The organism is Pseudomonas frederiksbergensis (assembly GCF_003732665.1).
GTDB lineage: Bacteria > Pseudomonadota > Gammaproteobacteria > Pseudomonadales > Pseudomonadaceae > Aquipseudomonas > Aquipseudomonas frederiksbergensis_G.
Window position 1 is genome coordinate 25,271 of the sequence record NZ_MOBP01000011.1, and the last position, 12,246, is coordinate 37,516.

The 12,246-nt window shown below is 61.3% G+C and carries 7 protein-coding genes; 5 read left to right on the forward strand and 2 right to left on the reverse strand.

The annotated features are described in order from the left end of the window. The 3 genes from BK665_RS17055 to BK665_RS17065 are packed head-to-tail and all read left to right on the forward strand — an operon-like array spanning window position 1 to window position 4,618. On the forward strand, window positions 1-2,430 hold the full coding sequence (locus tag BK665_RS17055) for an acyl-CoA reductase (protein WP_123407460.1): 2,430 nt from the start codon (window positions 1-3) through the stop codon (window positions 2,428-2,430). Continuing rightward, window positions 2,427-3,698, forward strand: coding sequence for an AMP-binding protein (locus BK665_RS17060; RefSeq protein ID WP_123407462.1), 1,272 nt, complete (start codon window positions 2,427-2,429; stop codon window positions 3,696-3,698). Before BK665_RS17055 ends, BK665_RS17060 begins: the two co-directional genes overlap by 4 nt. Next, a complete protein-coding gene (locus BK665_RS17065) occupies window positions 3,695-4,618 on the forward strand; it encodes a GNAT family N-acetyltransferase (RefSeq protein WP_123407464.1) in 924 nt (307 codons plus the stop codon). The genes BK665_RS17060 and BK665_RS17065 overlap by 4 nt, the downstream gene beginning before the upstream one ends. On the opposite strand, the gene BK665_RS17070 is transcribed toward BK665_RS17065, so the two are convergent. Then, window positions 4,607-5,533: a LysR family transcriptional regulator gene (locus BK665_RS17070; protein WP_123407466.1), complete on the reverse strand. Its 927-nt coding sequence runs from the start codon at window positions 5,531-5,533 to the stop codon at window positions 4,607-4,609. The two genes, BK665_RS17065 and BK665_RS17070, sit on opposite strands and share 12 nt — an antisense overlap. Before the next feature lie 119 nt (window positions 5,534-5,652). Here BK665_RS17070 and BK665_RS17075 point away from each other — a divergent pair, with 119 nt between their 5' ends. Next, on the forward strand, window positions 5,653-6,648 hold the full coding sequence (locus BK665_RS17075) for an aldo/keto reductase (protein WP_123407468.1): 996 nt from the start codon (window positions 5,653-5,655) through the stop codon (window positions 6,646-6,648). Window positions 6,649-6,693: 45 nt separating this feature from the next. Here the strand turns inward: BK665_RS17075 and BK665_RS17080 are convergent, their stop codons facing one another. Further along, the gene (locus BK665_RS17080; RefSeq protein ID WP_123407470.1) at window positions 6,694-7,212 is read right to left on the reverse strand and encodes a hypothetical protein; all 519 of its coding nucleotides are present in this window, start codon (window positions 7,210-7,212) and stop codon (window positions 6,694-6,696) included. Window positions 7,213-7,600: 388 nt separating this feature from the next. Between BK665_RS17080 and BK665_RS17085 the strand changes: the two genes are divergently transcribed. Beyond that, window positions 7,601-9,592 (forward strand): methyl-accepting chemotaxis protein, encoded by a 1,992-nt coding sequence (locus BK665_RS17085; RefSeq protein WP_123407472.1) that lies wholly within the window; start codon window positions 7,601-7,603, stop codon window positions 9,590-9,592. Window positions 9,593-12,246: the final 2,654 nt, after the last annotated feature.

Here is a 12,246-nt window from a genome sequence, read left to right on the forward strand (position 1 = left end):
ATGTTCTTGATCAATGGCCAACTGCACGCCGACCTTGCCCTCGACAGCGCCCTGGACACTTTGCACCAGGCCTTGCCGCGACTGCTGATGACGCCCATCGACAGCCACCTCGTCGTGGACGCCGCCGCGGGTTTTGCCCGGCAATTACAGACCCGGGAACTGGACCTCGGCCTGGAGGACGATCAACGCCTGGCGCTGATCGACTTCTGCCAACCCGCCCACCTGAACGACAAACTGCAACGTGAGCTGGGGGAGCAGCCCCGCTCCCTGCGACGTATCGACTACCAACAACCGCGCTTCGAAAGTTGGCACCCGCTGGGGCTGGTGGTGCACGTGACACCGGGCAATGCGACGACGCTGGCGTTTTGTGCCGTACTGGAAAGCCTGCTGGCGGGCAATATCAACTGGCTGCGGCCCAGCTCCAGTGACCAGGGGCTGACGGCACGCCTGCTGGCGGCCCTTGGCCGGTGCGACAGCAGCGGCACGCTGGCGGAATTTATCGCGGTGCTGCCGGTGGCAACCTCGGACATCGCACGCCTGTGCACCCGTGCCGACGGGGTCTCGGCCTGGGGTGGCGAAACCGCGCTCAGAGCCATCCGGGAGCAGTTGCCCAGCGGCTGTCGCTGGATCGACTGGGGACACCGGATCAGTTTCGCCTACCTCTCGCCCGAAGCGGCACAACCGGCGGCACTGGATGCCTTGGTGGACGAAGTTTGTCGCCTGGATCAGCAAGCCTGTTCCAGCCCGCAATGGCTGCTGGTGGACAGTGACGACCCGGCCGTTCTTCAGGAACTGGGCGCACGCCTGGCCGAGGCGTTCGAGCGTCGCAGCCCACACTGGCCGGCACTGGTGCCTACCGATCAGGAAGCCTCGGAAATCACCACGCGCTGCGCGATGGCAGGGCTAGCGCAATATTTCGCCGGGCAGACCGGCGAGGTCTGGTCCGGCGCGGGATGGCGAGTCATCTGGGAACACCATCGTGAGCTGGCCCCCTCGCCGCTTTTCCGTACCCTGGTGCTTAAACCGGTGCCACGGCACCTGATCGCCGAAACCCTGCTGCCTTGGCGCACGGTCCTGCAAAGCTGCGCCTTGATTTGCCCGCCGGCACACACACCGGCGCTGGCGCGAACGCTGGTCAACGCCGGCGTCACGCGCATTGCGCCGCCCATTGCGATCCACGACGGCTACGCCGGTGAGCCCCACGATGGCGTGTATGCGTTGACGCGCCTGAGTCGCCGGCTCTCGGTGAGCCTGCCAGTGGACGTGCTGAGCACCCACGCCACCCTCGATTCACTGCCCGCCGCCCCGGACATTACCGGCCTTGGAATCATGGATAAAAGCGCATTCCAGGCCCAGCCTATCGACGGCACGGCGCAGCTGTATTTCCGTTCCGGTGGCAGCAGCGGCACCCCGGCGCTGTCCGGTTTCAGCTACCGCGACTTCCACCGGCAAATGCGCGCAGCGGCGGACGGGCTGTTTGCAGCCGGGCTCGATCCGTCCCGGGACCGGGTCATGAACCTGTTTTATGGCGGCAACCTGTACGGTGGTTTTTCCAGTTTTTCCTGGATTCTTCAGCAGATGGGCGCCACCCACCTGCCAATGGGCGCGCCCCATGACGACGACTTCGGCGAAATCGCCCGACTGATCGTGCAGCACAACGTCAACGTGCTGATCGGCATGCCGAGCACCCTGCACCGTCTGTTTCTCAATGAGCAAACCACCCTGCGGGCCTATGCAGGCATCCGCAAGGTGTTTCTCGGTGGCGAGCATCCGGGATTGGCCAGCCGCCAGTTGATGGAAAGTTGCGGGGTATCGACGATCCGCTCGGCGATCTACGGCTCGGTCGACGCCGGCCCCTTGGGCCACGCGTGCGCGGCGACCGGCGATGGCATCTTTCACTTGATGTGCGATACCCAGCATCTGGAAATCGTCGGACTGGAACAGGATGTGCCGGTTAGGGACACCGAGGTCGGGCGCCTGCTGTTCACGTCACGCGCCCGCCACAGCCAGAGCGTGCGCCGCTACGAAGTGGGCGACACCGGGCGCTGGATGAACGGGCCGTGTCCCTGCGGCTTGAGTTCGCCGCGCTTCGAATTGTTGGAACGTCACGGGCAATGGCTGCGGATCGGCACCGAGTTCATTTCGCCGTCAAACCTGGCTCGCTGCGCGGGGACGCCGATTCAGATTGTGCTCGACCATACGCCCAACGGGGTCGAACGCATGGTCGTTCGTGCCGACACCGAGGCAGCCCCCCTTTACAACCAATTGCTGTGCGACACCGCGCTGAAAGACGCCGTGGATGCAGCACTGCTGGTGCTGGATGTCACCACCTGCACCGCCATCCAATTCGACCGCAACCCACACAGCGGCAAAACGCCGCTGGTGATCGACCGGCGCCAACGCCGGACAACGGAAAAGGAATTCCAATGAAAGATCTACTCACGCTTGACCAACTGGTGCAGCACATACGCGAACACTCGCGCTTTTATGACCAGCACCTCGAACACTTGCCGCCACAGGGCTATACGCTTAACGACATCCCCTTGATCAACACTGGCGAGTATTGGGCCGGCAGCCATGACCTGGCGCGTTGGCCAGTGCTCACGGCGCCGGTCCATGATGCGCTGCTGTTTAAAACCGGAGGCACCACCAGCCAGGGCAAACTGGCGATTTACACCCACGCCGAGTGGCAAACAATGGTCACCGCGTTCGGTAAAAGCTTCTCGTCACAATTGAACAGTGGCGACCGGGTGGCCAATCTGTTTTTTACCGGTGACCTGTACGCCAGCTTCCTGTTCATCCACGATTCCCTGGCTCACGTCGACGTCCCGATCAGTGAATTCCCCTTTACCGGCAACGCTGATTTGCCAGGGCTGTCGAGTGCGATTCGCGACCATCGAATCAACGTACTGGCAGGCGTCCCGGCGCAGTTGCTGAAGTTCGCCGCCTACTTGACCGAGCGCAACCAAGTGTTGAACGGCATCGATACCTTGCTGTATGGCGGGGAAAGCGTCTTTGCCGGGCAACTGGCGACCTTCGCCCGGGTCTTCCCCAATGCCCGCGTCGCCTCCATCGGTTACGCCAGCGTTGATGCCGGGTTGATTGGCGGCAGTGATCGCGACTGCGCCCTGGGCGAACATCGGGTGTTTGACCAACACACCGTACTGGAAATCATCGATGAACAAAGCGGTGAAATCATCGAAGAATGCAACCGTGTGGGGCTGTTGGTGGTGACCAACCTGAGTCGCCGCCTGATGCCGCTGTTACGTTACCCGGTGGGTGACCGCGCCTGCTGGCTTGAACCCTTGGGAACGCCTCAGCGAAAATTCGCCATTAAAGGCCGCAGCGCCCACAGCCAGCGGGTGCGCGTGGGGGTGATGTCGCTGCTGACCGATGAAATAAACGCCATCGTCCAGCGTGTAACCGGGCGTGATCAATGGCAACTACGCATCGAACAGGTGGACTTCATCGACCAATTGAGCGTGCGCTGGGTGCCCGAGACCGGCGCTTGCGCCATCGAACACTTGAGCGTTGCATTGCGCGATGCACTCATCGCCCACTACCCCGCCATCAGCACCCTGAGCCATGACGGTTTGCTGGTGTTCCGGGTCGAGCCCTGTGCCGCCACCGAACTCGCCCTGCATCCGCGCTCGGGCAAGCAATTGCGGGTTCTGGATTTGCGGGTGTATGAGCCGTGATTTTTCGTCCTTACAGACCCTCCGATGCCCAAGCCGTCAGCGACCTGTTTCGCCTGATCTACGGCGACCATTACGTGCAGCCGGATGTGTACCTGCCAAAACTGATCACCCAGCACAACAGCGATGGGCGCTGGCAATCCATGCTCGCGGTGGATGGCACTCAAGTCCTGGGCCACGCTGCGCTGTGCCGCGACCGACATCCGACCGGCACCACCGAATTGGCCCTGAGCGTCGTACACCCGGCGACCCGGGGTCAGAGTATTGCCACGCGCCTGGGCCGTGAGCTGCTGGAACAGGCCGGCGCCGTCGCCGGTCGCTGCGTGTTGATCAAGCAAGTCACCCATCACCCTTACACCCAGCGCATGGCGCAGAACCTGGGGTTTCACGGCACCGGGTTACTCCCGGACTATGTGCCCTCGCCTTTTGCCGAGCCTTTGAGCGAAAGCGTCGTGGTCGGTGTTCATCCACTCGACAACCACAACTGCCCGCTGCCGGACATTGCGTGGCCGGACAGTTGCCGGGGGTTTGTGCAGCATTTGTATTCGGTGTTTGGTAGCGGCAAGCCTGTGTCGCTCTACCCGTCCCAGCCTCTGCAAATGCAGCAGCATCAGCACCGGGTCGACGTGGTGATCGAGCGTCTGGACAAGCGCCTGCTCGATCAGTTGATTCAGTTGCCCAGGGATTGGCTGATTTCCCTCAGGCTGGCCCTTTCGGCGTGTTTCGCCGAGGCGTTTGAGCGTTTGCACGTCAGTGGCTTCGTCTTCACCGGATTGCTGCCCGCGCCGGATCAGGGCCGCTGGTTCGCGCTGTTCCATCGCGGCGCCCGGGCTCGGGACCTGACGCTGCAATGCCCGCACATGCAACGGCTGCATGACAACCTGCAACGCAGCGTCCCCCAGGCCGCTCGTTCAGCCGCCTGACTCCTGTCGATAAAAGTGCTGGCCCGGTTGCGCGCAAAGCTCCACCAGCCAATCGACAAACACCCGCACCCGCCGGGATAACTGGCGGTGTGGCGGGTACAGCGCCGTCAGCGGCATGCCCGGTGGCGGCGCGCCCCTGAGCACTTCGCACAGACGCCCTTCCTTCAGTTGCCGGGCAACGTGGTAATACGGCGCCTGGACCAGACCATACCCGGCCTCGCACGCGGCCATGTAACCATCGGCGCTGTTGACCGACACCTGCTTGGGCAGATTGACCTGCTGCACCTGCCCTTCGACCACAAACTCCAGGCCGAAACGGTTGCCAGTGGTGGCGGAGAAATATTCCACCATCTGATGCCCCTGTAGATCCGCCGGGTCTTGGGGCACGCCGTGACGCTGCAAGTACTCGGGACTGGCGCAGGTCACCTGATCGAGCATCACCAACGGCCGCGCCACCAGCGGATCATCCAGCGGCGAGCCACCGCGCAGCACACAATCCACCCCTTCGCGAAGCAGGTCCACGGTGCGGTCGTTCAAGCTGATTTCCAGTTCGATCTGCGGGTAGCGGGCGGTGAACTGCGGCAGTGCCGGAATCACGATCAGCCGTCCGATCCCCGCCGGCATGTCCACTCGGAGCAAGCCCTTGGGGTTGTGCCGAGCGGCGGAAAATACCGCTTCGGTCTCTTCAAGGTCCGCCAGCAAACGCACACAACGGGGGTAATACGCCGCGCCATCGAGGGTCAGGCTGATATGCCGGGTGGTGCGCTGCAACAGTTGCACGCCCAGGTGCGCTTCGAGTTGCTTAATAAGGATGGTCACCGAGGCCCGGGGCATTTGCAGACTGTCCGCTGCTTTGGCGAAGCCGCCCGACTCGACGATCCGGGTAAATACGCGCATGGCGTTGAGACGGTCCATGGTTCTGCCGTACCTGCTGATTATTTAGAAATCATGAATAGTGATAGCAGTTTTAGCCGGTTTATCTGCTTTCTGTCGAGGTGAACAATGGTGGCTCACTTTCTCAAGGAGCTGATCTCATGCAAACACGTCAACTGGGCAAGAACGGACCGCACGTGAGCGCCATCGGTTTGGGCTGCATGGGCATGACCGATTTCTACACCACCGGCACCGATACCCGGGAAGCCACCGCGACCCTGCACCGGGCGCTGGAACTGGGCGTCAACCTGCTCGACACCGCCGACATGTATGGCCCGCACACCAACGAAGAACTGATCGGCAAAGCCATTGCCGGCAAGCGTGACAAGGTGTTCCTGGCCAGCAAGTTCGGCATCGTCCGCGACCCGGCCAACCCGACCGCACGGGGCGTGAATGGCCGCCCGGAGTACATTCGCCAGGCCATCGACGGCACCCTCAAGCGCCTCGGCGTGGACACCCTGGACTTGTATTACCAGCACCGGATCGACCCGCAAGTCGCCATCGAAGAAACCGTCGGCGCCATGGCGGAACTGGTGAAGGCCGGCAAGGTGCGTTACCTGGGGTTGAGCGAAGCCTCGGTGGCCACGCTGGAACGGGCGCACAAGGTGCATCCGATCAGCGCGTTGCAAAGTGAATACTCGTTATGGAGCCGCGATCAGGAAGACAACGGTTGCCTGGCCGCGTGCCAGCGCCTCGGTATCGCGTTTGTGCCCTACAGCCCGCTAGGTCGTGGTTTTTTGACCGGCGCCCTGAAAAGTCCGGACGACTTTGCAGCGGACGATTACCGGCGCTTCAGTCCGCGCTTTCAAGGGGAGAATTTCGCGAAAAACCTGCTGCTGGTGCAGCAGGTGCAAACATTGGCCACCGACAAGGGCGTGACCGCAGGGCAACTGGCGTTGGCCTGGGTGCTGGCGCAGGGCGACTACCTGATCCCGATTCCCGGGACCAAGCAACGTAAATACCTGGAGGAAAATGTCGCGGCGCTGGAGGTGAAACTGAGCGCCGGCGAGTTGCAGGCGCTGGAGGCGATCTTCCCGGCCAATGCGACTGCCGGCCTGCGTTACCCGGAAGAGGTCATGAAGTTGCTCGACCGCTGATCCGTCGATTTCTGCCCCGCTGCGCGTGGTGAGCGGGGCAGAAGATCATTTGTCCTTTTTCTTGACCGTCGTGCCGTTACCTTCGCCGTAGGTCTTCAGGTTCTGCAGCACGTAAATGGCTTTCTTGAACTCCGGGACCAGGTAGTTGGCGTACTTGTTGCCCTTGAGGTTGTTGTTCTGGATGGAGTCCAGTTGCGTGGCGAAGTAATCCAGCGCATTGAACTTGGCGTCAGGGTCGTTCGGAATACCAAACTTGTCGAACTTGTCGCCAGCGTTGAGCAACGTCAGCGCGGTCACATCGCCGATGATGCCGTTCTGCTTGAGGAAGGTGCTCATGTTGCCCAGTTGCTTGGCCGAGATGTTCGTCGGATCGAAGCCCTTGACCTGCTTGAACAGTTGCAGGGAATCCATTTTCGTCCGATCGAGGATCGTCGGGTTGGTGCCTACCATGGTCAGGATTTCCCGAACCTTGGCGCTTTGTGACACCGGTTTGGCGTTGGGCGAACCCTGGCGCACCAGCAGGCCCGATTTGGCTGTCCAGTTACCGACCACACCAATCGTCATGACCGTACTCCTGACAGGAACATAAAAAATCCTTGTTTAAGCGAGATGAATGCGGGGAAGTATCGACGCGAAACGACACTCTACCTACAAATATTTCGACTATTTACAATTCTCGTACATTTTCGATACAAATCCCCAAGTCCCCGGTTTCATTGGCCTATATGAAATTTTTGATCTTGGTATAGCCGCTACATTGATTGTCATTTATTACAGATTCTGTCCATTTGTAGCGGCTTCGATACTCACCCCTCCTATACCGTCTGTCCCCCTGTCCCATTTCTTGTACGTCCGTACTAAAGCTCGCCCACGGCGGGCCGATAAGCCATGGATAGCCCCGCTTTCAAACACAACACCCCAACAATAAAAACGCAGCACAAGGACCAGTCCCATGCCCGCATTCCGTACCATTCAGGCTCGCTACACGCTGTTTCTGGTCCTGTTCATCCTGCTGCTTTCCGTACTGACGGTGGTGGGCATCAGCCAGTTGGTCGCACCGAAACTGCGTCACACCGAAGAACAGGTAGCCCTCAACCGCATTGCCGAAGTCGCGGTGCAAATCCAGGGCGAATTGAACAAGGTGCAGGCCCAGCAACGCAGCATCACCCAGACCATTCCCCTGCTCGACAGCGCCGCCATCGATACGGTGCTGCCCGGCCTGGTGGACCAGTACGGTGAGCTGAAAGTGTTTGGCGGCGGGATTTGGCCATTGCCCGGCCAGCGTGAAGCCGGGCGCAACAAGTTCAGCACCTTCTGGCACCGCGACAGCTCCGGCAAACTGGCCGTCAACACCTTCTGGAACAGCGACGCCGCGCCCAATTATTACGACCAGACCTGGTACAAGGGCGGCATGGCCACCCCGCGTGGCCAGTGCGCCTGGGCCGCCGCCTATAAAGATGACGCCAGTGCCGAACCGCGCACCAACTGCGCCATGGCCATCCAGAAAAACGGCGCGGCCTACGGCGTGTCGACCATCGACGTGACCCTGGGCTTTTTCAACGACCTGATCGCCCGCAAGGAAAAAGACCTCGGCGCCGAGATGCTGATCGTCGAGGCCGACGGCAAGATCATCAGCAACAGCTCACGCATCAGCGGCCCGATTGTGTTGAAGAACATCAGCGAACTGGCCGGTAACTCGCCGTTCGCCAGCCAGGTCAAGGCCGGCCTGCAAAACCGTGACCAGGCCCAGCGCGTCGAATTCGACAACAACGGTGAAGCCAGCACTTTCTTCATGCGCCCGATTGAAGGCACGCCATGGTTCCTCGCCACGGCCCTGCCGACCAAACTGATCACCGCCCAGCGTGACGATGTACTGAACACCCTGAGCCTGTTGCAGATTCCGATGGTGATTCTGTTGGTGCTGTTGCAGATCTACGCGATCCGCCAACTGATCCACCGCATGAAAATCCTCAAGGCCAATATCGACGCGCTGTCCGCCGGCGACGCCGACCTGACCAAGCGCATCACCATTCGCGCCGAAGACGAACTGGGGGCCATCGGCCATTCGGTCAACGCCTTCATCATCTACCTGCAGAACATGATCGGCGAAGTGACCCAGGCCACCGGCGCCATGGCGTCGAGCCTGGACAACCTGCAACGGACCTCGGCGCACACCAGTCAGATCCTGGTGCGTCACGCCTCGGAAACCGATCAGACCGTCACCGCCATCACCGAAATGAGTTCCACCGCCGACAGCGTGGCGCAGAACGCCGCCGAAACCGCAGCCTTCACCCAGCGCGCCAACGAACACGCGGACCGTTCCCGGGTGGTGGTTGGCGAAGCGTCCAACAGTGTCGTGGCGTTGATTGATGAAGTGGCCAGCGCCACCCATAAAGTCGAAAGCATGCAACAGGACGCGCAGCGGATTACCGAGATTCTCGGGGTGATCGGCGCCATTGCCGGGCAAACCAACCTGCTGGCGCTCAACGCGGCGATTGAAGCGGCGCGGGCCGGTGAACAGGGTCGTGGCTTTGCGGTGGTGGCCGATGAAGTCCGCGCCCTCGCCGCCCGCACCCAGGCCAGCACCTCGGAAATCAACGAAATGCTCAAGCGCCTGACCCAAGGCGTGAGTTCGTCGGTAGCGGCCATGGAAAACACTCAGGCCAGTTGCCAGTCCGCCGCCGATGCGACGGCACGGGTAAACACCGGCCTGGATGAAATGGCCGGCTCCGTCAGCCACATCAACAGCCTCAGCACCCAGATCGCCACCGCCGCCGAGCAGCAAAGCGCCGTGACCGAAGAGATCAACCGCAGCATGGTGCAGATCCGCCACATGGTCGATGAACTGGTGAAAAGCGGTCACGCCAGCGAGTTGAACACCCAGCAGTTGCTGGAAGCCAACAGCCGGGTGAGCTCGATCATGGGACGGTTCAAAGTCCGCTGATTATCTGAAGACCAGTGAGGGCCCCTGTGGGAGCGGGCTTGCTCGCGAAAGCGGAGTGTCAGTCGACATCATTGTTAACTGATACACCGCCTTCGCGAGCAAGCTTTGCTCCTACAAGGACTCGGCGGCGCACGCAAATAGACGTTTGACCGCCCATCCGAAACCGCCCCTAACCACCCCCAACCTGTAATTTCTGACAGTAGCCACGCCTGTACCGTCGGTATCTCATAAGCCATGTCCCCACCTCACACCCAGGTAGACACCATGGCTAATGAAAAACCGGATGCCGAGATTCTGGTCAACTTTCCGCCAAGTATTCAGGGCGCAACCGAAAACGTAATTCCCGACCCGGCCGTGCCGCCGGGTGAGCCGGCGGTGGGTTTGCCGTTGGCCATTTTCCGGCAGGTGCTCAACACGCAAGGGGTGTTGGCAGCAGCCGTGACGGTCATCGTCGACCCGCCCGTGCGCGATGGCCCTGCCGATGACTTAATTTCCATCTCCCTCTGGCTCAACGGCACGGAACTCGAAAAACGCCCCATCCTCGCCCCCGATCGCGATGAGCGCACCACATTCAACCTGTTTCAGTTGTTGCTGCTCGATGGCCGGAATAACAAACTGGAATACAAGATCCATCGCCCCAGCGGCAACGTGGCCGACTCTATCCCGCTGTGGATCCTGTACAGCGAACAACTGCCCGGCGGCAATATCGTGCCCGGCAACGACGATCACCCCTACCTGGACATCAGCTTGCCGGCCGAGCTGGGCGATCCGCCGGTAATCGGCAAGGATGACGTGGACCAAGGTGTGCCGTTGACCCTGTTTTACCCCTACATGAAAGCTTACGACGTCATTACCGTGCGCCTGCAGAACTCGGACTTTCCCCTGCCGCCGCTACAACCCGACGAGGTCGGCAAGCCAAAGGTGGTGACCGTCATCCGCGACGTTTTCGATGGAATCGGCAGCAGCCCGGACTTCAAGTTCTCCTACACCGTAGTCGATCAGTTGCACAACCCGACGGAGCGGCGGCGCTGGTCGAAAATACTCAGGGCGGATGTCGATGTGAATCGGGTCGGCTTCAAGGCCCCGACCATCAAGGAAGCGACCGGCAACACCCTTGCCCCGCAAGCTGCGAAAGACCTGTTGACCGCGATCATCCCCGTCGGCTTGCGCGCCACCGACCGGGTCAGCGTGACCTGGGCTGCCTTGCCTGATACCCCGGCGGCAGGTTCGCACACGACCGCCCCCGTCGAGATGGGCACCGTCGGCGCCAAGGAAATTCCGCTTCCCAACTCAGTGGTCGCGTTCAGCCTCGGCAAAACCGTGACCGTCAGCTACACCGTTGAGCGCGCTGGCAGGACGTACTCCTCCGACCCGCTGGTCTTGAACATAGGCACCTTGCCCGCATCGGAGTTGAACTCACCGATCTTCGTCGAAGCCGACACCAACAACGTGTTGGATGTGAGCAAACTGGCCGGCCAAAATGCCACGATCCACGCAGGACTCTGGACGCTGATTGCGGCGGGGCAACCGGTGTGGATGTACCTGGACGGCAAGAAAAACGATGGTTCTGACTACCACTCCATTCTTTGGGCCGGAGGCGGTAGCCAGGTTAACGACACTTGGATCAACCAGGGGTTCTGGCCTCGGACCGTTGCCTACAACGAGCTGGCCGCGCTGGCGGATAACAGCACTTTGACCATCACCTTCAAGGCCGCGCTGGACAAGCGTAATGACGAAAACACGGCCGTGGTGTTTCCGAACCAGGTTTACACCATTAAAGCCCTGGCACTCGAGGCACCCAGCATCACCTCCGTTAAAGGCTCGCCGAGCGGTGTCGAGATCCCCAACGGCGGCATCACGGTTGAAACCGCTGTGGTCCTGACCGGCGCTGCTGCCAAAGGACAGAAGGTGCAGATCTTCGATGGCACCGTGTCCAAGGGTGAAGCTACTGCCAATGCGAGCACCGGCATCTGGACCTTGACCGTGTCCGGGCTGACCGTCGCCGCACACATTTTTACCGCCAAGGCACTGTACGGCTCCGGCGCCACCTCGGCAGCGCGCACGTTGACCGTCACTGCCGCCACCGCTCCAACCATCACCTCGGTCAAGGGCTCGCCGAGCGGGGTGGAAATTGCCAATGGCGGCATCACGGTTGAAACCGCTGTGGTCCTGACCGGCGCTGCTGCCAAAGGACAGAAGGTGCAAATCTTCGATGGCACCGTGTCCAAGGGCGAGTCTACTGCCGATGCGACTACGGGCATCTGGACCTTGACCGTGTCCGGGCTGACCGTCGCCGCACACATTTTCACCGCCAAGGCACTGTACGGCTCCGGCGCCACCTCGGCGGCGCGCACGTTGACCGTCACTGCCGCCACCGCTCCAACTATCACCTCGGTCAAGGGCTCGCCGAGCGGGGTGGAAATTGCCAATGGCGGCATCACGGTTGAAACCGCTGTGGTCCTGACCGGCGCTGCTGCCAAAGGACAGAAGGTGCAGATCTTCGATGGCACCGTGTCCAAGGGTGAAGCTACTGCCGATGCGACTACGGGCATCTGGACCTTGACCGTGTCCGGGCTGACCGTCGCCGCACACATTTTCACCGCCAAGGCACTGTACGGCTCCGGCGCCACCTCGGCGGCGCGCACGTTGACCGT

Coding starts and splice junctions, on each gene's coding strand:
- BK665_RS17085 (WP_123407472.1), top strand. CDS start 7,601: ATGCCCGCATTCCGTACCATTCAGGCTCGCTACACGCTGTTTCTGGTC.
- BK665_RS17055 (WP_123407460.1), top strand. CDS start 1: ATGTTCTTGATCAATGGCCAACTGCACGCCGACCTTGCCCTCGACAGC.
- BK665_RS17060 (WP_123407462.1), top strand. CDS start 2,427: ATGAAAGATCTACTCACGCTTGACCAACTGGTGCAGCACATACGCGAA.
- BK665_RS17080 (WP_123407470.1), bottom strand. CDS start 7,212: ATGACGATTGGTGTGGTCGGTAACTGGACAGCCAAATCGGGCCTGCTG.
- BK665_RS17075 (WP_123407468.1), top strand. CDS start 5,653: ATGCAAACACGTCAACTGGGCAAGAACGGACCGCACGTGAGCGCCATC.
- BK665_RS17070 (WP_123407466.1), bottom strand. CDS start 5,533: ATGGACCGTCTCAACGCCATGCGCGTATTTACCCGGATCGTCGAGTCG.